Source organism: Pantoea anthophila (genome assembly GCF_026104315.1).
Taxonomy (GTDB): domain Bacteria; phylum Pseudomonadota; class Gammaproteobacteria; order Enterobacterales; family Enterobacteriaceae; genus Pantoea; species Pantoea anthophila.
Genome location: NZ_CP110473.1, coordinates 1,585,804 through 1,606,945, shown reverse-complemented (window position 1 = coordinate 1,606,945; position 21,142 = coordinate 1,585,804). Strand labels below are relative to the sequence as shown.

Below are 21,142 nucleotides of genomic sequence, written 5' to 3'. Positions count from 1 at the left end.
TATGAAAACGGCAAATGCTATCGATACGCTGCGCGACTTAGCGGAGCAGGATCTCGAACGGGCCGCCATCTATCTGGGCGATATGCGCCGCGGCCAGCATGCCGCCAACGAGCAGCTGACGATGCTGCTCGACTATCAGGATGAATATCGCAACAAACTTAATGATGACATGTCGAGCGGCATTGCCAGCACTCGCTGGACTAACTATCACCAGTTTATTCAGACGCTGGAAAAAGCGATTGAGCAGCACCGTAATCAGCTTAATAACTGGAATCAGCGCCTGGAGCAGGCGCTGATCAACTGGCGTGACAAACAGCAGCGGCTGAACGCCTATCAGACCCTGATCACGCGGGCAGCGGAAAATGCATTACGACAGGAAAACCGTCTCGACCAGAAACGGATGGACGAATTTGCCCAACGGGCCGCATTGAGGAGAGGCGAATGATTACGCTGCCAAACATTGCCATGAAAGCGACGGCTAAAACCGACGCAGAACCATCAGTCGCAACCGACGCTGCGGCAGGATCAGATACCCTGCCACAGGACTTTCTGACCGCGCTGGGAAACCAGCTGCTTGGCCTGGCAAAACAGCAGGGAAAAGCGGCGCAATCCGCTGACGCCAAAGCAGAAATGGCCGATGAGCGTCGACCGGCTTCCCCGCTCAGTGCGCTGCTGGCAACACGGGATAATCCTGCTGCTCTGACCGCCCTGCTGAAACCGGAAAATATTAAAGCTGGGTCAAAATCAGCCGATGATAAAGAGAGCCTGGACGCGGCATCCTTAAGCGCCAGCGAGCTGCAGAATGTGCAGGCGCTGTTCGCCATGTTGCCGGGTGCGGCCACGGCGACAGCCAGCGCGCCACCGCCGATCAGCAGTGAATCGGGTGAGATGATTAGCCAGAGCGATGGCGGCCGTAAAGCGCTGACCGCGCTGACACAGATGCTGAACACGACACCGGAGAGCAGCTCATCGCAGAGCACTGCACCGGCTAAAGATGAGAAGCACGAGATAAAAGGTGCGGCGCTGAACGCGCCTGCAGCGAGCAACGCGGCGAGCCAGAGCAGCAGCACCGCGCAGAGCAGCAACAGCAGCCTGAACCTGGCCTCAGACAGCCATTTCCAGCAGGCACTGAGTGCGATGATGAAGCAGGATGATCAGGCCCCGGCGCACAGCAGCGCCAGCGACAGTGGTCTGAACATCAGCGGCCCGATTACGAGCGCCAGCACTCTGCCCGCGCCGGTGACCGCGTCAGCGACCAGCAGCACCCCCTCAACGCCGATGCTGAATGCGCAGCTGGGCAGCGACGAGTGGCAGCAGGCGCTGAGTCAGCAGATTGTGATGTTCAGTCGCAACGGCCAGCAGAACGCGGAGTTGCGTTTACATCCGGAAGACCTCGGCGCTATCCAGATCAGCCTGAAACTGGATAACGACCAGGCACAAATTAGTCTGGTTTCCAGCCACAGCCACGTCAGATCGGCGCTGGAAGCCGCGATACCGCAGCTGCGCAGCGCGCTGGCAGAGAGCGGTATCAACCTGGGCGAGAGTCAGGTGAGCAGTGACAGTTCCGCGCAGAGCCAGAGCTTCCAGAATCAACAGGAGGCGCGCCGCGACGGACAGCATGGCCGCTTCTCCCTCCCCCAGGACAGTGACACCGACATTACGCCGATTGCCGTCCCCGCCGCCCTTCAGGCTCGCGTCAGCGGTAACAGCGCCGTCGACACTTTTGCCTGACAGCGATAAACGCTGAAGGTAAGCGTAAAACCCGCGTCTATTCTGCCCATTGGTTTGACTTAAGACGCGGGATAATCTGTCCCGTGAGCCGAGAGGCTTGCCCATAATTCACAGGAAGTAACTGCAACCATGTCTGATAACGCGAAAGCTAAAGGCCGCAAACGTAAACTCTTAATACCGGTGTTGCTCATTGTGACGCTGGCCGCTTGCAGCGTGGCAGGCTATGCAGTCTGGCGAATGATGAACAAACACGAGGGCGATAAGCCTGAGGTGGCGAAAGTTGAACCGCCTCCCGCTCCGGTCTTTTTTGCACTTGATACATTTACGGTTAACCTGGTCAATCCCGACAACGATCCTGACCGCGTGCTGTACGTAGGCTTTACCCTGCGTCTGGCCGATGAGGATACCCGTCGTCGGATGAATGACTATCTGCCTGAGGTGCGCAGCCGTCTGCTGCTGCTGCTCTCGCGTCAGAGTGCTTCGGCCTTGGCGACAGAGCAGGGAAAACAGGCGCTTGTTGAACAAATCAAACAGGCGCTGACACCTCCGCTGGTGAAAGGTCAACCTCCGCAGGCTGTAAACGACGTGCTGTTTACCGCCTTCATTTTGAGGTGAATCAATGGGCGATAGCATTCTCTCCCAGGCTGAAATTGACGCCCTTTTAAACGGCGACAGTGGCAGCGCGGAAGAAGAAAAGAAACAAAGCGGGCCGGAAGGCGATATTCGTCCTTACGACCCGAACACCCAGCGCCGCGTAGTGCGCGAGCGTTTACAGGCGCTGGAGATCATTAACGAGCGTTTTGCCCGTAGTTTCCGTATGGCGCTGTTTAACCTGCTGCGCCGTAGCCCGGATGTCAGCGTCGGGGCGATCAAGATTCAGCCGTATCATGAGTTTGCCCGCAATCTGCCGGTGCCAACCAACCTGAACCTGATCCACCTGAAACCGCTGCGCGGCACCGCGCTGGTGGTGTTCTCACCCAGCCTGGTCTTTATCGCCGTTGATAACCTGTTTGGTGGCGACGGACGGTTCCCGACTAAGGTCGAGGGCCGTGAGTTCACCCATACCGAGCAGCGGGTGATTCGCCGCATGCTGAAGCTGGCGCTGGATGGTTACAGCGACGCCTGGAAGGCGATTTATCCCCTGGACGTCGAATATGTACGTTCAGAGATGCAGGTAAAGTTCACCAACATTACCACCTCACCGAACGATATCGTGGTTAACACGCCGTTCCAGGTGGAGATTGGTAACCTGGTGGGTGAGTTTAATATCTGCATCCCGTTTTCAATGATTGAACCGCTGCGCGAGCTGCTGGTGAACCCACCGCTCGAAAACTCCCGCCAGGAAGATAACCACTGGCGTGACAACCTGGTCAAACAGGTGCAGCACTCTGAGCTGGAACTGATCGCTCACTTTGCCGAAACCTCGCTGCGTCTGTCACGGATCCTGCAGCTGAAACCCGGCGATGTGCTGCCGATTGAGAAGCCGGAACGCATTATCGCCCATGTCGATAGCGTCCCGGTCTTAACCAGCCAATATGGCACGATGAACGGCCAGTATGCGCTCCGTGTCGAACACCTGATTAACCCGATTTTGAATTCGCTGAACGAGGAACAGCCCCATGACTGACAGTAATAAACCGTCTGACGATATCTCTGCGGACGATCTGTGGGCTGAAGCGATGAATGAGCAGGTCGGCAGCAGCAGCGCGCCGCAAACCGATGACGTCTTTAAGTCATTCGACAGCCCGAATGTGGCAGGCTCACTGCAGGACATCGATCTGATTATGGATATCCCGGTGAAACTCACCGTGGAACTGGGCCGCACCAAGATGACCATCAAAGAGCTGCTGCGTCTGACGCAGGGTTCCGTGGTGTCACTGGATGGCCTGGCGGGTGAACCGCTTGATATCCTGATTAATGGCTACCTGATCGCTCAGGGTGAAGTCGTGGTCGTGAACGACAAATATGGCGTTCGCATCACGGATATCATCACCCCGTCTGAACGTATGCGTCGTCTGAGTCGCTGAATATGACCAGCCAGAATCAAACGCTGCAACCGGCTGCACCTCAGGCCCAGGCGATCTCCACCGGCTCGATGCTGGCTCAGGTCAGCAGCGTATTAGCGTTAATTATTTTACTGATTCTGGCCTGCGCCTGGCTGGCACGCCGTGTCGGCTTCGCGCCGAAAAAGGTCAGCAGCCAGGAGCTTAAGCTCACAGCCAGCGTCTCCGTGGGCCAGCGTGAGCGGGTGGTGATTGTGGATACCGCCGATGCCCGTCTGGTGCTGGGCATTACCGCACAGCAGATTACTCACCTGCACACCCTGCCGCCGGGTGAACCGGCGTCAGTGACGCCGGTCAACAGTGCACCACAGGATTTTCGTCAGCTGTTACAGAACCTGGTTAAACGTCCCGGAAAAAACCCATGATGCGTCGACTGCTTCCTTTACTGCCACTCCTGTTACTGGCACCGGTTGCCCATGCCCAGCTGCCGGGCCTGGTGAGTCATTCGCTGCCTAATGGCGGTCAGAGCTGGTCGCTGCCGGTGCAGACGCTGGTCTTTATCACGGCGCTGACCTTTATTCCGGCGGTGCTGCTGATGATGACCAGCTTCACCCGTATCATCATTGTGTTTGGTCTGCTGCGTAACGCGCTGGGCACGCCCTCGGCCCCGCCGAATCAGGTGCTGCTTGGCCTGTCGCTGTTCCTGACCTTCTTTATCATGGCGCCGACCTTTGACCGGATTTATCAGGATGCCTATCTGCCCTTCAGTCAGGACAAGATCAGCATGGATGTGGCGATTGAGAAAGGCGCCCAGCCGCTGCGTGATTTTATGCTGCGCCAGACGCGAGAAGCGGACTTAGCCCTGTTTGCCCGGCTGGCAAACGTGGCACCGATTGCCGGTCCGGAAGCCGTGCCGATGCGCATTCTGCTGCCCGCTTACGTGACCAGCGAGCTGAAGACCGCGTTCCAGATTGGCTTTACCGTCTTTATCCCGTTTCTGATCATTGATCTGGTCGTCGCCAGCGTGCTGATGGCGCTGGGGATGATGATGGTGCCGCCCGCGACCATCTCACTGCCGTTTAAACTAATGCTGTTTGTTCTGGTCGATGGCTGGCAGCTGCTGGTCGGTTCACTGGCGCAAAGCTTCTACTCCTGATCCCCTTTTCTTCCCGGAGCAACACATGACACCCGAATCAGTAATGGTAATGGGACAGGAAGCGATGCGCGTCGCCCTGATGCTGGCCGCCCCGCTGCTGCTGGCTGCGCTGGTCAGCGGCCTGCTGATCAGCTTGATCCAGGCGGCAACCCAGGTCAACGAACAGACCTTATCCTTTATTCCTAAGATCCTGGCGGTGGCGACCACCGGGATTATTGCCGGCCCGTGGATGCTGAATCTGCTGCTGGACTATATCCGCACCGTCTTTACTAACCTGCCTTACATCATCGGCTGATGATTACTCTCGACAGCAGCCAGCTGGTTCAGTGGGTCAGCCAGTTCTTCTGGCCACTGGTGCGTATCATGGCGTTGTTTGCCACCGCACCGATCCTCAGTGAACGTTCCGTCAGTAAGCGTGTCAAAATCGGGCTGGCGGTGATGATCACCTGGCTGCTGATGCCGCTGCTGCCTGCTGTTAATGTCACGCTCTTTTCGCCTGCCGGATTCTGGCTGCTGATCCAGCAGATGCTGATTGGCATCGCACTGGGCTTCACCATGCAGTTTGCCTTCGCTGCCGTGCGCTGCGCCGGGGAAGTGATTGGCCTGCAGATGGGTCTGTCGTTCGCCACCTTTTTCGACCCCGGCAGCCGTCTGAACATGCCGGTGCTGGCCCGCTTTCTCGACATGCTGGCGATGTTACTGTTCCTGACCTTTAACGGACACCTGTGGCTGATGTCGTTACTGGCGGACAGTTTTCATACCCTGCCGATTGGCGGTCACCCGCTGAATGCCAATGCTTTTATGGCGCTGGTGAAATCGGGCGGATTAATTTTCCTTAATGGCATGATGTTAGCGCTGCCCTTAATCGTTTTGTTACTCATGCTAAATCTGGTACTGGGTTTGTTAAACCGCGTTTCACCACAGTTATCGATCTTCGCAATCGGCTTCCCGATTACCTTATCAGTCGGAATTTTAACCATCAGCCTGCTGATGCCCCTTCTCGCCCCGTTCTGTGAGCATTTGTTCGGTGAAGTATTTGATTTACTCGCCCTGTTCCTGACAGAACTATCCCGAACCTGAACATTAACTTTCTAACTATCTTTCCATCACCACACTTAAGTATTGCAAAACCATCCGTGCATTTTCCGAACCATGTTTTCCAGAATGCAACTAAGGATATTCTGATAAATGTGCTGAGAGTCTGAAAATAATTCTTATTAAACCGGGCTTCGCGTATTTTAGTTGGGTGGTTCACAGAAGCTCTCAGACTGTGAATGTGCAGGCAAATCGGTCAAGCCATTGAAATTACGAAGAAAAAAACTTTAACGAATTTTTCTTGTTAAAAAATGTTTTTTCCGGCATTGTCAACGCACGCTGAGACATCACACTTTCGTAAAACAAATGTTTTTGAGAATTGTCCTATCAGAAAACTCCGGGTTTTCAGGGATAGTGACAAGGCTCCCAAAAATTGAGTAATACTTAACCTCCGGCATTTCACTGGCACTCCCCGCCACAGTCGGAGAATGTGTGACGTCAGGGCAGCACAAATTTTTTGCAGAACGGGTCAGGGATGAAGACTTTTACGGGCGATTGCCTGTTACCACACTGCACGAGCAGAATAAAAAAGTACCTAAGAAATCTCTCTCGTATCGCAACGCGTATTCATCGTTGATTTAAACGGATAACAAATTGGTGAGGGTCGCTATTATGCCAACTATTATTATGGATTCCTGCAACTACACACGCCTGGGATTAACAGACTACATGTCTTTGAAAGGAGTTAAGAAGAAAAATATCTCTTCCGTCTCCGACATTGAGCAACTACAGCAGAAATGTGAGCAATTAAATCCTGGTGTCGTATTTATTAATGAAGATTGTTTCATTCATGAATCCGATTCCAGTGAGCGTATCCGCAGCATTATTACGCAGCATCCCGATACACTCTTCTTTATCTTTATGGCGATTAGCAATATCCATTTTGAGGAATATCTCTACGTTCGTAAGAACCTGATTATTACATCAAAATCGATGAAAACGTCGACCCTGGATTCCTTACTCAGCACCTATTTGCAGAAGAAACTCAACCAGTCTGCGCGCATCTCTTCGGGCATGGATGTTCACCCGCTGACGCTGAGCCAGACCGAGTCAAACATGCTGAAAATGTGGATGTCAGGTCATGACACCATTCAGATTTCAGATAAAATGCAAATTAAGGCCAAAACGGTATCGTCACACAAAGGTAATATTAAACGCAAAATCAAAACCCATAATAAACAGGTGATTTATCATGTGGTGCGTTTAACCGATAATGTGACCTCGGGTATTTACGTTAATATCCGCTGATCGTTAAACCAGAAAAACCGGCTCCGATGGGCCGGTTTTTTTTTGCTCAGAATTGGGAGCCACGTCTCACTCTTACCGCTAAGCCTTTACTCTCCTTTGCCGATGCTAAGCCTTATAACAACAGCCCTGAGAGAGCAAGGATATGAACACTGCATTAGATAATGATGGACAAAAAAGCGCGGGCATCTGGCAGAATCTCCGCCTGGTGCCGCTGTTTAGCCTCATCTTCGGCGGCATTCTGCTGCTGTTTGCACTCTGTATTGGCGTCGCCAGTTACTTTCTTACCTTAAGCAATCACTCCCTCGATGATGCCACCGACGAAATTCAGGTTCGTATGGGGCTCGCCAACAGTTCAAACCATCTGCGTACGGCACGTCTGACGATTATTCAGGCCGGTGCGGCTGCCCGCATTGGCGAAATGGATGAGTTTCGCGCGAACGTCGCGGCAGCCGAAAAACGTATCCAGCAGGCCAAAGAGGGCTTTGCGGTCTATGAAGCGCGTAAGGTGAAGTCGCCCTCTGATACCGAACTCGATGCCACGCTGCAGGCACGCTTCAATAACTACATTACTAAAGGCCTGCTGCCGATGATCAATGCCGGTAAGCAGGGCAGCTTTGAGGGGATCATTGCTCAGGAGACGGATGTCACCCGCAAGCTGGATGATGAATATAATCAGGTGCTGCTGAAGGCGATTAAAATCCGGACCGACCGGGCGAATGCCATTACCGCTGAAGCCGATACGCAGTCACGCATCGGTTTTATTGCAATGGGGGTTGCGTTTGTGGCCGCACTGGTACTGGTTCTGCTGACCTTTGTCTTCCTGCGGCGGATTGTGATTAATCCTTTACGGCAGTCAGTGGAACGCATCGAACGCATCGCGCAGGGCGATCTGACCTCCGCTCCCCTGCCCTGTGGGCGCAGTGAAATCGGTACGCTGATCCATAACCTGCAACTGATGCAGCAGGCACTGGTCACCACGGTCGGAACGGTGCGAGAAGGCGCTGTCGCCATTTATCAGGGGTCCAGCGAAATCTCCGCCGGTAACACCGACCTCTCTTCCCGCACCGAGCAGCAGGCTGCCGCGCTGGAACAGACCGCGGCCAGCATGGAAGAACTTACCGCCACCGTGAAGCAGAATGCGGAGAACGCGCATCACGCCAGTCAGCTGGCTGCCGATGCCTCCGGCAAGGCCCGCAGCGGTGGCGAGCTGGTCAGCGGTGTGGTGAAAACCATGACCAATATTTCCGGCAGCTCGAAGAAGATTGCGGAGATCACTAACGTCATTAACAGCATTGCGTTTCAGACTAACATCCTGGCGCTGAACGCGGCCGTCGAGGCGGCGCGTGCCGGTGAACAGGGACGCGGCTTTGCGGTGGTCGCCAGCGAAGTGAGGAATCTGGCCCAGCGCAGTGCGCAGGCGGCAAAAGAGATTGAGTCCCTGATTGCCGAGTCAGTCGCACTGATTAACGACGGTTCACAGCAGGTGGGCGCAGCCGGGAATACGATGGGTGAGATTGTCGAGGCGGTGCGTCGGGTGACCGATATCATGTCAGAGATTGCGGCCGCCTCCGACGAGCAGAGCCGCGGGATTCAGCAGGTCAGCCAGGCGGTGACCGAGATGGATAACGTGACTCAGCAGAACGCCTCACTGGTGGAAGAAGCGACAGCCGCCGCCGCGTCACTGGAGGATCAGGCGGGTAAACTGACCCAGGCCGTCGCCGCCTTCCGCCTGCAGGCTTCACCGGCGGCGACCGCGATGGCTTCCCGTCCGGCTGCACCGATCAAAACGGTAGCCGTCGCGCCCCGCCAGGCGCTGGCTGGCAGCAACGAAAACTGGGAAACTTTCTGAGTCATTAAGCGGGGTCGCGGGCGACAGCGCTCAGGGCCCTTCTATGCAAAAAGCCGCCTCCGGGAACGGAAAGGCGGCTTTTTTTATGCGCGTCAGGCTCAGGCGTCGTGGTAAGGCTCAACGAAGATCCCATCCGGCTGATGCGTCTCATTAAAAAACCAGATACCCAGTGGATAATCTTCGAGCGCAACCAGAAACATCGTGCCCTCATTGAACGGCTCCATCGCCAGAATGGTGCCCACGCGACGCGGGCCGCCATCCGTTCTGACGCTGACGCGGTCATTTACCTTCATGTCGGTTCTCCTGATGATTTACTGCGTACAGTCTAACCGAAGAACATGAGGGATGCAGCGCGTTAGCGGCGGGCAATGACCCATACGGCATGGATAATGCCGGGGATGTAACCACAGAGGGTCAGCAGGATATTCAGCCAGAACGCGCCGCCAAACCCGACCTGCATGAACACGCCCAGTGGGGGCAGCAGGATAGCAATAATAATTCTTAAGAGGTCCATAACCATTCCTTTAGGTATTGAAAAAATTCAGCTTTATTCTCAACTATAGCTGAATCTGCTCTGTTAACAGGAAAAGTCAGGTAAATCTGAGTAAGGATGCCCTTTTTCGATTCTTTAACAGTGCACGGCAGGATTTCTTACGCGCCTGACCGTTACACTCTCCTGGCTGCATCGCCCCCCCGGCAGCGCAGCATTCCTGCAATAACAAGGATTTTGCCCGCACTCTGCGGGCTTTTTTTGATCTGCGATTAACCCTTCCTCGCCTTTCTCTGCCGCCTTCTATACTTACAGTTCTGTTTGCTCTCAGGAGTCTGAAAATGACAGAGGAAAAGCACGACAGCGCGGCGCAGCCAGCCGAACTCAGAGTGGATATGGAAGGATTACTGGCGGCAATTCAGGCCAGAACGTCGGGTGAGATACGGGACGCTATGGAAGCGGGACCGTCGCCACGGCGCGAGATTGATGGTCAGGTTTTTCGTTCCGGCGCCGAACTGGGGGAGGCATTTGAGATCGACATCAGTGACTGTCGCGCCTGTGAAGCTAACCGCTGAAATCGATTTCAAAAAAATACCCGGCATGGAAGCCGGGTAAAAATTCAATTCGTTACACCAGGGAATTCTTAACACCGTTGCAGAATACCTGATTACCCGGACTGAACAAGTATCAGATATGCACGTTTCTGCAACCGCCCCACTCACGCTGACGCGATACAGGTTAAAAACACCGCGCTGCACAGTCACTTAGCCCTGCACAATTCCTGCATCCCCCACTTTCCTGCGGGCCTGTTTTAAGAATAATCCTGGATTTCTGGCCGGTGTGGCAGGAAAAAAAGTGTGCGCCATATTCAACTATAATATTGAAAAATCGCTGCTTTAGCGGCGAACGTGATGAAAGGAGCCTGTTCATGCCCGATCTTCAGCACCCCTTAATGGTAATTACCGATTTGGATGGTTCACTGCTCGACCATCACAGCTATCGCTGGGATGCGGCCACGGAATGGCTGACCACACTCCGGGAGCATGCGGTGCCGCTGGTCATCTGCTCCAGCAAGACCGCAGCTGAAATTGTCCCGCTGCAGAAAAAGCTCGGCATCGCCGGTTCCCCCTTTATTGCGGAAAACGGAGCCGTGGTGCAGACCCTGGATCAGCAACGGATTCGTCTGCCTGATAGCGCCCTCAGCTATGAGGCGCTCTGTGAGCGTCTGGCTGGACTGAAAAGCCACTTCCGCTTCACCGGGTTTCACGACTTCTCCGATCCGGAGGTGGCCGCCATGACCGGTCTGAGTGAAGCGGATGCGGCCCTCTCCCGTCAGCGGGATGCGTCAGAAGTAGTGGTCTGGCGCGACAGCGATGAGGCCTTTGACCGGTTTCATGAGGCACTGCATGCAGAAGGGCTGGCGCTAACTCAGGGCGGCCGTTTCTGGCATGTGATGCCGGCAGGCAGTGGCAAAGGCGAAGCCCTGCGCTGGCTGCTGGCACACTCTCCCGGCGAGCCACGCGTCACTATCGGGCTGGGGGATGGGCCAAACGACGCCCCGATGCTGGATGCGGTGGATTATGCGGTCGTCATCAAAGGCTACAGTAAAACGCCGGTGACCCTCAGCCGCACCGATCAGCAGCAGGTTTATCACACCGCTCACCACGGCCCTGAAGGCTGGCGTGAAGGGCTCGACTATTTTTTGACTCAACCTCAATGAGCTGCCCATGGGCATGAAAAGGATGAAGCGATGAGTGACTTTTATCAGAATGGCGTAATCACCAACTTCCATAACCTCACCCACCGCAGCGTGGAGTCGCTGGAAAAAGAGATGGTTCGCTTTGCCCGCAAACGCAAAATGGGGCTGATCCTGCCGTCGCTGTTTTCCGAACTTGAAGGTCCGGCGCTGACCAATATCGTCGATGAGCTGGCAAAAGTGCCCTACCTGGATGAAATTGTGATCGGGCTGGATCGGGCCGACCGCGACCAGTTCCTGTTTGCCCGCGACTTTTTCTCCCGGCTGCCGCAGCGCCACCGCATCCTGTGGAACGATGGCCCGCGCCTGAAGGCGATCGATGCGGAGCTGGATAAAGAGGGGCTCTCCCCCACCAATCCGGGTAAGGGGCGCAACGTCTGGTTCTGTACCGGCTACACGCTGGCCTCCGACCGCACCAGCTGTGTGGCCCTGCATGACTGCGATATCGTCACCTATGAGCGCGGCATGCTGGCACGTCTGCTCTATCCGCTGGCGAACCCGGCGTTTCAGTATGAGTTCTGTAAGGGCTTCTATGCGCGCGTGGCCGACGGCAAGCTGAATGGCCGCGTGGGCCGACTGCTGGTCGGGCCGCTGCTGCGCTCGCTGCAGAAAGTCTATGGCCATTCAGAATATCTCGATTACCTGTCGAGCTTTCGCTATCCGCTCTCCGGCGAGTTTGCCATGCGCACCCATGTCCTCAACGGCATTAAAATTCCTGGCGACTGGGGACTTGAGATCGGCGTGCTGTCGGAGATTTACCGCAACTACACCACCCGCCAGTCGTGTCAGGTCGAGATCGCCGATAACTATGACCATAAACATCAGCCGCTGGCCGAGGATGATGGCACAGGCGGCCTGAAGCGAATGAGCAGCGACATTGTTCAGTCACTGCTGCGTAAGCTGGCCACCATGGGCGTTCCGCTCACCAGCGACTCATTCCGGGTGCTGAAAGCGACCTACTACCGTAATGCGCTGGATATGATGGAGACTTACAACCACGAAGCGGTCATGAATGGCCTGAAGTTCGATCAGCATGTGGAAGAGGCGGCGGTCGAGATGTTCACCCAGTCGATTCTGGAGGCGGGTCAGGCGTTTATCGAACGTCCCAACGACAAGCCCTTTATTCCGAGCTGGAGCCGCGTCCAGTCAGCGTTTCCTGACGTGCTGCAGCGTATCTATCAGGCGGTAGAGGAGGATAACGACGGTAACGTCTGAGCAGGAGCGGCACAGGGAGTGTGTCCGCGTTCACAAGGAGGAGGCGCAGAGCCTCAGTAAAGCTTCAGGATAGAAGAACAGGCCTGCGAACTGGCAGGCCTTTCAGGGATAAAGCGCCGCAGCCTGACAGGCCCGTTCTTCGCGGCGCGCTGCCCGCCTGCGATTCAGCTCGCCAGTCGCTGCTCAGGCTTCAGCGCGCAGAGTTCATCACTGCGAAAGGCTTCACGGCGCACCGCATAGCCGTCATACCAGCGACACTCGACCATGCCACTGGCGTAGCCGGTCACCACCATGGTGTGCCCTTCTTCCTTGTGCTGAACCTCTTCACTGATTGCGAAAACCATGCTGCGCTCCTTTTTATTAACCTGAGTGATTATTTTCTTTATAGCAGGCGAATGCGGTTCCTGCCTGTTAAGGCACGCATAAAAAGGGCAAATTCGGAATTAAGCAGATGGATATATTGAAAATAAAAAAAGCGGATAAAAAATATTATCCGCTTTGATGAGAAACCGACGCTGACGTCAGATTTTACAGCCTTCGCAATCGGCTTCATCACCGAGATCGTCCGGCACTTCGCTGGCTTTTTTCTCTGCTTTCGCTTCCGCCTGCTCAAGCTGTGCGTCAATATCAAATTCAAACATATCGTCGTTCATCGTCATTCTCCTGACCGTAAATCGCAGTGCGCTTTATACCGATTTTCCACGCACTCTGGCAATAAGGTTGACCACTAACAGCACGATCGACCCAATGATAAAACCGAGCACCAGGTTCGCGCCATTGCTGAGCAGCGTCGCAATCCAGCCGCTGAAGCCAGCGCTGACCTCTTCAATCAGGTGATGCAGCGGCGTAATGCCATGCACCACAATGCCGCCGCCCACCAGGAACATGGCGATGGTGCCCACGACCGAAAGGATCTTCATCAGCCAGGGCGCCGCCGCTAGCAGCACGCTGCCGATGCCCTGCGCAACGCGCGACGATTTCTCCCGCAGCCAGAAGCCCAGATCATCAATTTTTACAATGGCCGCCACGATGCCGTAGACGCCAATGGTCACCAGAATGGCGATGCCTGCCAGGATAATCACCTGATTGAGCAGCGGTGATTCGGAAACGATGCCTAAGGTAATGGCAACGATTTCGGCCGACAGAATAAAATCGGTGCGCACTGCGCCTTTGATTTTCTTTTTCTCAAACTCTGCTGCATTCTGCTTCGCCAGTGAATCAAGTCGCTGCTGGCGCGCCTCCGGCGATTTGCTCTGCTTGTCATGCTGCAGGCTGTGCATCACCTTCTCGACCCCTTCATAGCAGAGATAGGCCCCGCCCAGCATCAGCAGCGGCGTAATCAGCCAGGGCGCAAACGCAGAGATAACCAGCGCCAGCGGCACCAGAATCAGTTTGTTCAGAAACGATCCTTTCGCCACGCCCCACACCACCGGCAGCTCCCGGTTGGCTTTCACGCCGGTGACCTGCTGGGCATTCAGTGACAGATCGTCGCCCAGCACGCCGGCCGTTTTTTTCGCCGCCACTTTCCCCATGACGGAAATATCGTCCAGAAGTGTTGCAATATCATCAAGTAAAGTCAGTAAACTGGTTCCCGCCAAAATTGTATCCTTAGTCTGGTTCGTTATGTTGACAACATGGGCAGCGCTCAATTTCCGTTACGGTCATGTCGGCGATGCCCTCACATTCCCACTCCACCCGAATCGTCTCGCCTGCTGTTCCTTCAGCATACAGGTATTTGCTGACCGGGCTTTCGGTCATGCCGGTGATCTCCTCCGTGGCAATCAGCCTGTCGCCGCTGTAGACCCGCGCAGTGGCGCGGGTATTCACCATCCGCTCGTCGCGAAGCTGGTAAAGGCGTTTTACCGTCAGTTTTATGCTGCTCATCTCAGGCTCCTTCCTGGCCACGGAGAAAAGGTCGATCTAATCAATTATGACTCTGATTAGCAATCAGCGTTGTAATGATGAATGCCCTGATGGTCGATTTCGGCACTCTCCGGCATGACCAGCAGCCACTCCTCCAGCCGCTCCAGCAGATCCTGATCCGCCAGCCGCAGTTTGCCGCGCAGCGCGCACTCCCAGATGATTAACACTTTCCAGCCACTCGCCTGCAGCTGCTGCACATAGCGCCGGTCACGTTCAACATTGCTGTTAATCTTGCCCGTCCAGAACTCTGTGCGGGTGGCCGGCAGTTTAAACAGGTAGCAGTGATGGCGATGCCAGAAGCAGCCATGAACAAAAATAATCGCCTGCTGGTCGTTGAGAACAAAATCGGGCCGTCCCGGCAGATTTTTATCCTGCACGCGAAAGCTGAATCCCCGGTCTTTCAGCAACAGCGCAATACGTTGCTCAATGGCCGTATCCTGAGCGCGAATGGCACGCATATTTTTGCTGCGTGTTTCGCTGGAGTGAACATCAGCCATAGCCTCTCCTTTTTTGCTGGTTATTCAACTTTAGCCTGCGCCACGAAAAGCGAAAGCTGGCAACCGAACCTTCACAACGTGCGCCGCAAAAACAGACGATTCCGGCGCGCCGGCTCAGGGCACATCGGGGCAATTTCCTCACTGCCTCAGGAGTGATAGCATAGGCGCCTCACTGTTAAGGAAAAACGCATGCATCCCGCCGCCCTCGCTGAACCACTTTCTGCTGCACATTCACTTCCTGAAGCGTCCGATCGCTTACAGCAGGTCCTGGCAATCTATTCGGTTCGTGATCTTACGGCCCGCCTGCAGCAGGCGGGTTTCTCCCGCTGGAGCCCTGCGCTCCTGAACCGGATCCGCCAGGGCAAACCCGCCGTGCCGCCGCTTAGTGAAGCCGAACAGCTTCTGCTGCAGGACCTGCTGCCGGCCCGGCCCGCCCATTATGATAATCCTGAATTTCGCTTTATCGATCTCTTTGCCGGGATTGGCGGCATTCGCAAAGGATTTGAGGCGATAGGCGGCAAGTGTGTCTTCACCAGTGAATGGAACAAAGAGGCGGTTCGCACTTATAAAGCTAACCACTACAGCGATCCGCTGGAGCATCACTTCAATACCGATATCCGTGAGGTCACGCAGCCAGCGGGCCTGAGCGACGATGAGGCGATCTATCGCGCTATCGATGCTGCCATCCCCGATCATCAGGTGCTGCTGGCGGGCTTTCCCTGCCAGCCCTTCTCACTGGCGGGTGTCAGCAAAAAGAATGCGCTGGGCCGCGCACACGGGTTTGAATGCCAGGTGCAGGGGACGCTGTTTTTCGACGTGGCGCGCATCCTCGCCGCGAAGAAACCGCCCTTTTTCGTGCTGGAGAATGTGAAGAATCTCAAGAGCCACGATAAGGGCCGCACCTTCGCCATTATCATGGAGACGCTGGATGAACTGGGCTATGACGTCGCGGATGCCGGTGACACCAGCCCGGATGCCAAAGTGATCGATGCGCGTCATTTCCTGCCGCAGCATCGCGAAAGGATTGTGCTGGTCGGGATCCGCCGTGACCTGAAAAAACAGGATTTCACGCTGCGCGATATCCGCCGCTTCTTCCCGGCTCAGGTCCCTCCGCTGCAGAGCCTGCTGGAGAGCGACCCGGATGACAAATATATCCTCTCGCCGGTGCTCTGGCGCTATCTCTATCAGTATGCGAAAAAGCATAAGGCGAAAGGCAATGGCTTCGGTTTTGGCCTCAACGATCCGCGTAATCCGCACTGCTGCGTGCGCACCCTGTCGGCGCGCTACTATAAAGATGGCTCGGAGATCCTGATTGACCGCGGCTGGGACAGCGCACTGGGGGAAGCGGAGTTTCACGATGCCGCAAACATGGCGCGCAGACCGCGCCGTTTGTCACCACGCGAATGTGCGCGGCTGATGGGCTTTGATGTACCGGGCCACGACCCGTTCCGCATCCCGGTCTCAGACACGCAGGCTTACAAGCAGTTTGGTAACTCGGTGGTGGTCCCGGTGTTCGCCGCGGTGGCGCAGCTGCTGCTGCCCCATATCCGTCAGCTGAAATCCTGATTCCTGAAAAGAAAAACCCACCTAATGATGCAGGCCCAGACAAAGCGAGTTCAACAGCAACGAATAAGCTCAACGCGCAGGGAACAGGATCAGAAGAGGAAAGCGTCCCGCGCCAGGGATGGCGCGGGCCGAGCGTGTCAGGGATGACGGTTTTTGCGTCTTTCCGATCTGACCCTGTTCTCTTCGCAGGCACAGTCTCACCACAAAACAGTCCAGCCTGATGCAAAAAAAACCCGTCTGGCGACGGGTTTCATGTTTATTTCTTCTTCTTGCTCTGCTTTTTCAGCAGCAACCGTATCTGTTTCAGTTCGCTGGCACTTAATCCATCGGCCTGTGCATCAGAAGCGGCTGAGGCTTCCGCCGCCGCTTCGGTAGTGTCCTGATTATCAATCGCCGGATGCGGATGCGTTTCCAGACTGGCCTGCAACCGCTGCACAATCTCCTGACTCATGGAAATCTGGTTTTCCAGCGCCAGCTGTTTAATCGTTTCTTTTAATTCAGGATCAATTTTAATCGTTAAATTAACAGTTTCGGTCATCAGGCAGCTCCTTTTTTGTTATTGCTGACACGCTACCGGATGACCGTTTCGATTAACATACTGTCATAAAAATTTAATATTCACTGCGCAGCGGCGTGAAATCCCGCAGTACGGCCTCGTCCATTCCCACCAGATTACCCTGAAGCTCTGCATAGAGTTTCGCCATGTAGCGCACCAGGAAATCTGCGTTATGTTCAGCCAGCATCCGCCCCACTTCCGTGTGCATCGTTTCCGGCAGGCGCAGCAGTTTTTTCTGGAAATGATCCAGCGTCCACAGCGCATCATTCAGTTCGCGATCTTTTGCCAGCGGGTCCTGACTGTCGAACAGCGGACGGTTCAGGGCCCCGGCGGTATAGAAAACCCGAGCCAGCCCGATGGCGCCCAGCGATTCCAGCCGGTCAGCATCCTGAACGATTTTCGCTTCCAGCGTCTGAGGCGGGATACCGGCGCTGAAACTGTGGGTTTTCACAGCGTGCATCACCGCCTCTATCTTTTCAGCCGGAAAATCGAGGAAATCCTGCTGCAGAATGCGCTGGGTTTCCGTGGCGGCATAGGTGGAGGCCAGATGACGTTCCGGATGATTCTTCGGCAGATTGACCACGTCGTGAAAATAGCAGGCGGTGAGCACCACCAGCGGATCAGCGGGAGTACCGTTCAGGATACGCTGTGCGCTCATCCAGACACGGCGCAGATGGGCGATATCGTGCGCGCCGTCGTCATGGATCCAGTTCGCCTGAAACCAGCTTTCATAACGGGATTGCCAGAGTGTAAGTGACATAGTCTATCTCCCTGTGGTGATCGACAGCAGATTATCTGTCGTGATCGGTGCGCGAACGTCAGGCCATCATAGCGACTGGCTAATGACATTTTTTTTACAGAGCGGTTGATAAGAGCGGGGCTGCCAGCAATTTCCGGCAGAAAAATGAGATCTGGATCATCTGTATAGCATCTCTGTCAGACAATAACCGCAATTTCATCGGTTTTCAGCCTTTCCTTAATAAATTGTGGCTAAGAAGATTAGTTTAACGGGGGTAATGTTTAATCTGAACAGGATAGCCTTGCCAGAGGGTGCGGAAGAGGCTTTTGTCACGTCATTATTTGTAAAAGTGTGGCCGCTGACAGGGGAAAAAATCTGAAAAGGTTCCCATTTTTACCGTTATAACGTACTGTATCCCGGCTATTCGTCGTCTGGCGAAGGTTGCATGATAAGCTCTGGTGCACTTTTTGCATTTTGCGGAATACTGACTACCTCTGTGACAATTTTAAAGTGACTGTCAGGCGACAAATTATTAAGCAAAATGATTTAAAGCTTTTATGATAGTTATGAGATGTGAAGCAAATGGACGTATACAGCAGTAACCGGGTTTTACTAATAACAAGAGGTATTCCATGAAAGAACGGCCGATTCTTTTTTCCGAACAGCGTGTCCGTGCCCTGTTGGTTGGCCAGCAAACGCAAACCCGGCGCATTATGAAAACTCAGGCTTTTGGTCCGGGTCAGGATCATCATGAAGGCGTACACGCTTTTGATGTCAGTGCGAATCATCTGCACGGCTATAAACTGATGTCGATGAGCGACATCAGCTATCACTGCCCTTATGGTAAACCGGGTGATCTGCTGTGGGTACGTGAAACCTGGCGCGGTCCGATGGTGCCGGAGAACGATCTGGCCGAATATGAGCGTGACCCGACTCCGTTCCGCCTGCCGGAATATTGTCAGTACCGCGCCGACAGCAATGAGCTGGGCCAGCACGCGATGAGCACCCCGGAAGCGGAAGAGTTTGGCTGGCAGACCGCCATCCACATGCCGCGCTGGGCCAGCCGCATCAATCTGGAGATCACCGGCGTTCGCGCTGAGAAGATTCAGGATATCAGCGAAGATGACATTATGGCGGAGGGCGTACAGACCGATTCGCACTTCCTCAATAACTTCTTCACCATGAACGTGAACTCAGAGTCGCCGAAAGAGGCCTATCGCAAAGCCTGGCAAAAACAGTATGGCGCGACCAGCTGGGAAGTGAATCCCTGGGTCTGGGTGATTGAGTTTCAGCGGGTGGGTCGCAACTAGCCCTTCAGCCCTGCGCTTTGCGGGCTGTATCACAGACAACGGCCGCGCTAACGGGTTGAATAGACAGCCCTCAGGCCTGCAGCCGGATCAAAGGTGCCAGCATTCGATGCTGGCATTTTTATATCTGGCGCGTCAGGATAGCGAAAGAGTCCGGTTCTGTGCAGGAGTTGCGATGTTTAAATGGCCCTGGAAAACGCAAAACGACACCCTTCTGGCTGCGCTGCCCTGGCAGCAGGGGCTGGCCCAGCCTATCTTCAGCCTGCTCAGTGAAGACGAACAGCAGGCGCTTACAGCGCTGGCGCAACGCTTCCTGCAACAGAAGAAGCTGGTGCCGCTGGAAGGAACAGCGCTGGATGAACTGCGCAGCGTGCGCATCGCCCTGCTCTTCTCTCTGCCGGTGCTGAAACTGGGTCTGGAGTGGCTGGACGGTTTTCATGATGTGCTGATCTATCCAGAGCCGTTTAAGGTGGACGATCAGTGGCAGGATGAGGATGGGCTGGTTCACAGTGCGCCTGCCGTTCACGCCGGTCAGAGCTGGACGCAGGGGCCGGTGGTGCTTAACTGGCTCGATATTCAGGACTCTTTCGATCTCTCTGGCTTCAATCTGGTGATCCACGAAGTCGCCCACAAACTTGATGCGCGCGGCAGTGGCTACACCAGCGGTGTGCCGGTGATCCCGCTGCGCGACGTGGCGCAATGGGAAAAGGATTTACATGCTGCGATGGCGGAGATAGAGAGTGAAGTCGAGCTGGTCGGAGAACAGGCGGCGACTATCGATCCCTACGCCGCCAGCGACCCGGCTGAGTGCTTCGCCGTACTCTCCGAATACTTTTTTACCGCCCCGGTTCTGCTGGCTGAGCGCTTTCCGGCCATGTATCAGCATCTGCGTCAGTTCTATCAGCAGGATCCCCTGAGCCGAATCGCCACTGACAGCGTACAAATTGCTTAAATCGCGATCGCTTTGTGTTAATCCTAGCCAGTTGAATGATAATGTATTTTTTGCTGTTGACACCTCGGGGCGACCCCGTTAATATTCGCCTCGTTCCAACGATTCCTCTGTAGTTCAGTCGGTAGAACGGCGGACTGTTAATCCGTATGTCACTGGTTCGAGTCCAGTCAGAGGAGCCAGATTAGAAAAAGCAGCTATCTCCGGATAGCTGCTTTTTTGCTTTTCAGATACCCCATTTTTTGTTCACCTCAACAGCCCTGTTCTCTCGCAACGCTGACTAAACCAGAACACCGTAAATGCTCTCTGCCCTGTCAGAAATCCTGTGTCACTGTAAGCGGCAAATAAATACCAGCAGGCCACGCTCTGTGAACTGCTGGCTGCTGATTATTCCGGAATAATCAACACCTGACCTGGCACGATGTTATCCGGATTGCTGAGAATATTTTTGTTGGCCTCGAAGATTTTCATACAATGAGAGGCATCGCTGTAGAATGCTTTTGCAATGGCGCTGAGCGTGTCACCGGATTTTACCGTGTAGGTTCGCTTGCCTGCTGCGGTGATATCAGGCTTATTTTCAACATTCTTATTATCGGTATTTAACAACTCCTCACCTATATTTTTAATACTATCCAGAATGCTCATAATTCTTCTCCCGTTGTTTCCGGTACGTTTAATTTAATTAAGAAAATATCATTGCCAGATAAAAGGCAGGCGGCGTACGATACACCCGCTCTTAATTGACGAATTAAACCACAGTTAAACGCTGATAGGATTAATAAAAAATAAAGGATGCAGGAAATGGGTCTATTGTCATGGGTAGTATTTGGGTTGCTGGCCGGCATCATCGCCAGATGTATTATGCCGGGTAAGGAACATATGGGTATTTTCATGACCATGATACTCGGTATTGTGGGTGCGTTGACTGGCGGGTTAGTCAGCACCTTTCTGGGCTTTGGCAAGGTCAGCGGTTTCAATATATACAGCATTGCTATTGCGACAGCGGGATCAGTGATCGTGTTGTTCATCATTCATAAAATCAGAGCCTGCAGGCAGTCTTGA

27 protein-coding genes, 1 tRNA gene and 1 pseudogene are annotated in these 21,142 nt (G+C 54.5%); 19 read left to right on the top strand and 10 right to left on the bottom strand.

Going from position 1 to position 21,142, the window contains the following annotated elements; all coding sequences use genetic code 11:
• Position 1: 1 nt before the first annotated feature.
• The 11 genes from fliJ (at position 2) to OJ965_RS09895 (ending at position 9,082) form a co-directional block, all read left to right on the top strand.
• Positions 2-445 carry a flagellar export protein FliJ gene (fliJ, locus tag OJ965_RS09945; RefSeq protein ID WP_009089556.1) on the top strand — a complete coding sequence of 148 codons (444 nt, stop codon included), beginning with the start codon at positions 2-4 and terminating at the stop codon, positions 443-445.
• Positions 442-1,731, top strand: a complete 1,290-nt coding sequence (locus OJ965_RS09940) for a flagellar hook-length control protein FliK (RefSeq protein WP_154927728.1) — start codon at positions 442-444, stop codon at positions 1,729-1,731. Before fliJ ends, OJ965_RS09940 begins: the two co-directional genes overlap by 4 nt.
• 129 nt (positions 1,732-1,860) lie before the next feature.
• Positions 1,861-2,346, top strand: coding sequence for a flagellar basal body-associated protein FliL (gene fliL / locus OJ965_RS09935; protein ID WP_009089553.1), 486 nt, complete (start codon positions 1,861-1,863; stop codon positions 2,344-2,346).
• A gap of 4 nt (positions 2,347-2,350) precedes the next feature.
• Positions 2,351-3,358 carry a flagellar motor switch protein FliM gene (gene fliM, locus OJ965_RS09930; RefSeq protein ID WP_009089551.1) on the top strand — a complete coding sequence of 336 codons (1,008 nt, stop codon included), beginning with the start codon at positions 2,351-2,353 and terminating at the stop codon, positions 3,356-3,358.
• The gene (gene fliN / locus OJ965_RS09925; RefSeq protein ID WP_058957683.1) at positions 3,351-3,758 is read left to right on the top strand and encodes a flagellar motor switch protein FliN; all 408 of its coding nucleotides are present in this window, start codon (positions 3,351-3,353) and stop codon (positions 3,756-3,758) included. The genes fliM and fliN overlap by 8 nt, the downstream gene beginning before the upstream one ends.
• A 2-nt stretch (positions 3,759-3,760) precedes the next feature.
• The gene (gene fliO, locus OJ965_RS09920) at positions 3,761-4,159 is read left to right on the top strand and encodes a flagellar biosynthetic protein FliO (RefSeq protein WP_046102081.1); all 399 of its coding nucleotides are present in this window, start codon (positions 3,761-3,763) and stop codon (positions 4,157-4,159) included.
• Positions 4,159-4,890 (top strand): flagellar type III secretion system pore protein FliP, encoded by a 732-nt coding sequence (gene fliP, locus OJ965_RS09915; RefSeq protein ID WP_009089546.1) that lies wholly within the window; start codon positions 4,159-4,161, stop codon positions 4,888-4,890. Before fliO ends, fliP begins: the two co-directional genes overlap by 1 nt.
• 25 nt (positions 4,891-4,915) lie before the next feature.
• Complete coding sequence (fliQ, locus tag OJ965_RS09910) at positions 4,916-5,185, top strand: flagellar biosynthesis protein FliQ (protein ID WP_003854466.1); 270 nt, start codon at positions 4,916-4,918, stop codon at positions 5,183-5,185.
• Complete coding sequence (gene fliR / locus OJ965_RS09905; RefSeq protein WP_009089544.1) at positions 5,185-5,970, top strand: flagellar biosynthetic protein FliR; 786 nt, start codon at positions 5,185-5,187, stop codon at positions 5,968-5,970. Before fliQ ends, fliR begins: the two co-directional genes overlap by 1 nt.
• A gap of 627 nt (positions 5,971-6,597) precedes the next feature.
• A complete protein-coding gene (gene rcsA / locus OJ965_RS09900; protein WP_009089542.1) occupies positions 6,598-7,233 on the top strand; it encodes a transcriptional regulator RcsA in 636 nt (211 codons plus the stop codon).
• Between the two features lie 142 nt (positions 7,234-7,375).
• Positions 7,376-9,082, top strand: coding sequence for a methyl-accepting chemotaxis protein (locus OJ965_RS09895; protein WP_265139079.1), 1,707 nt, complete (start codon positions 7,376-7,378; stop codon positions 9,080-9,082).
• A gap of 98 nt (positions 9,083-9,180) precedes the next feature.
• On the opposite strand, the gene dsrB is transcribed toward OJ965_RS09895, so the two are convergent.
• The gene (gene dsrB / locus OJ965_RS09890) at positions 9,181-9,375 is read right to left on the bottom strand and encodes a protein DsrB (RefSeq protein ID WP_009089538.1); all 195 of its coding nucleotides are present in this window, start codon (positions 9,373-9,375) and stop codon (positions 9,181-9,183) included.
• Positions 9,376-9,437: 62 nt separating this feature from the next.
• Positions 9,438-9,596, bottom strand: coding sequence for a YqaE/Pmp3 family membrane protein (locus OJ965_RS09885; protein WP_009089537.1), 159 nt, complete (start codon positions 9,594-9,596; stop codon positions 9,438-9,440).
• Between the two features lie 317 nt (positions 9,597-9,913).
• Between OJ965_RS09885 and OJ965_RS09880 the strand changes: the two genes are divergently transcribed.
• From OJ965_RS09880 to OJ965_RS09870, 3 genes are all read left to right on the top strand, one after another.
• On the top strand, positions 9,914-10,147 hold the full coding sequence (locus OJ965_RS09880; RefSeq protein ID WP_009089534.1) for a DUF2525 domain-containing protein: 234 nt from the start codon (positions 9,914-9,916) through the stop codon (positions 10,145-10,147).
• A gap of 353 nt (positions 10,148-10,500) precedes the next feature.
• Positions 10,501-11,292, top strand: a complete 792-nt coding sequence (locus OJ965_RS09875; RefSeq protein ID WP_140028909.1) for a mannosyl-3-phosphoglycerate phosphatase-related protein — start codon at positions 10,501-10,503, stop codon at positions 11,290-11,292.
• 30 nt (positions 11,293-11,322) lie between these two features.
• On the top strand, positions 11,323-12,543 hold the full coding sequence (locus tag OJ965_RS09870) for a glycosyltransferase family protein (RefSeq protein ID WP_009089531.1): 1,221 nt from the start codon (positions 11,323-11,325) through the stop codon (positions 12,541-12,543).
• A gap of 164 nt (positions 12,544-12,707) precedes the next feature.
• Here OJ965_RS09870 and OJ965_RS09865 read toward each other — a convergent pair whose 3' ends face one another.
• The 5 genes from OJ965_RS09865 to OJ965_RS09845 form a co-directional block, all read right to left on the bottom strand.
• Positions 12,708-12,887 carry a YodC family protein gene (locus tag OJ965_RS09865; protein ID WP_265139074.1) on the bottom strand — a complete coding sequence of 60 codons (180 nt, stop codon included), beginning with the start codon at positions 12,885-12,887 and terminating at the stop codon, positions 12,708-12,710.
• 177 nt (positions 12,888-13,064) lie between these two features.
• On the bottom strand, positions 13,065-13,196 hold the full coding sequence (locus OJ965_RS09860; RefSeq protein ID WP_003854444.1) for a hypothetical protein: 132 nt from the start codon (positions 13,194-13,196) through the stop codon (positions 13,065-13,067).
• A gap of 33 nt (positions 13,197-13,229) precedes the next feature.
• Positions 13,230-14,141, bottom strand: coding sequence for a DUF808 domain-containing protein (locus tag OJ965_RS09855; RefSeq protein WP_009089528.1), 912 nt, complete (start codon positions 14,139-14,141; stop codon positions 13,230-13,232).
• Positions 14,142-14,151: 10 nt separating this feature from the next.
• Positions 14,152-14,427 (bottom strand): hypothetical protein, encoded by a 276-nt coding sequence (locus tag OJ965_RS09850; protein ID WP_265139069.1) that lies wholly within the window; start codon positions 14,425-14,427, stop codon positions 14,152-14,154.
• 56 nt (positions 14,428-14,483) lie between these two features.
• A complete protein-coding gene (locus tag OJ965_RS09845; RefSeq protein ID WP_009089525.1) occupies positions 14,484-14,963 on the bottom strand; it encodes a very short patch repair endonuclease in 480 nt (159 codons plus the stop codon).
• A 189-nt stretch (positions 14,964-15,152) separates the two neighbouring features.
• Between OJ965_RS09845 and dcm the strand changes: the two genes are divergently transcribed.
• Positions 15,153-16,529, top strand: a complete 1,377-nt coding sequence (dcm, locus tag OJ965_RS09840) for a DNA (cytosine-5-)-methyltransferase (RefSeq protein WP_265139066.1) — start codon at positions 15,153-15,155, stop codon at positions 16,527-16,529.
• A gap of 256 nt (positions 16,530-16,785) precedes the next feature.
• On the opposite strand, the gene OJ965_RS09835 is transcribed toward dcm, so the two are convergent.
• Together OJ965_RS09835 and OJ965_RS09830 are read right to left on the bottom strand one after the other, a co-directional pair.
• The gene (locus OJ965_RS09835; RefSeq protein WP_009089522.1) at positions 16,786-17,067 is read right to left on the bottom strand and encodes an Arc family DNA-binding protein; all 282 of its coding nucleotides are present in this window, start codon (positions 17,065-17,067) and stop codon (positions 16,786-16,788) included.
• Positions 17,068-17,140: 73 nt separating this feature from the next.
• Positions 17,141-17,845, bottom strand: coding sequence for a phosphohydrolase (locus OJ965_RS09830; RefSeq protein WP_154927723.1), 705 nt, complete (start codon positions 17,843-17,845; stop codon positions 17,141-17,143).
• Between the two features lie 611 nt (positions 17,846-18,456).
• On the opposite strand from OJ965_RS09830, the gene OJ965_RS09825 reads away from it, so the two are divergent.
• The 3 genes from OJ965_RS09825 to OJ965_RS09815 all read left to right on the top strand — a co-directional run bounded on the left by OJ965_RS09825 (position 18,457) and on the right by OJ965_RS09815 (position 20,262).
• Complete coding sequence (locus OJ965_RS09825; RefSeq protein WP_009089519.1) at positions 18,457-19,134, top strand: ASCH domain-containing protein; 678 nt, start codon at positions 18,457-18,459, stop codon at positions 19,132-19,134.
• 172 nt (positions 19,135-19,306) lie between these two features.
• A complete protein-coding gene (mtfA, locus tag OJ965_RS09820; RefSeq protein ID WP_009089517.1) occupies positions 19,307-20,083 on the top strand; it encodes a DgsA anti-repressor MtfA in 777 nt (258 codons plus the stop codon).
• A 103-nt stretch (positions 20,084-20,186) separates the two neighbouring features.
• A tRNA-Asn gene (locus OJ965_RS09815) sits at positions 20,187-20,262 on the top strand.
• Positions 20,263-20,467: 205 nt separating this feature from the next.
• Here the strand turns inward: OJ965_RS09815 and OJ965_RS09810 are convergent.
• Positions 20,468-20,641 (bottom strand): annotated as a pseudogene (locus tag OJ965_RS09810) (LysM peptidoglycan-binding domain-containing protein); the annotation flags it as partial.
• Between the two features lie 240 nt (positions 20,642-20,881).
• Here OJ965_RS09810 and OJ965_RS09805 point away from each other — a divergent pair.
• The gene (locus OJ965_RS09805) at positions 20,882-21,142 is read left to right on the top strand and encodes a GlsB/YeaQ/YmgE family stress response membrane protein (RefSeq protein ID WP_150029815.1); all 261 of its coding nucleotides are present in this window, start codon (positions 20,882-20,884) and stop codon (positions 21,140-21,142) included.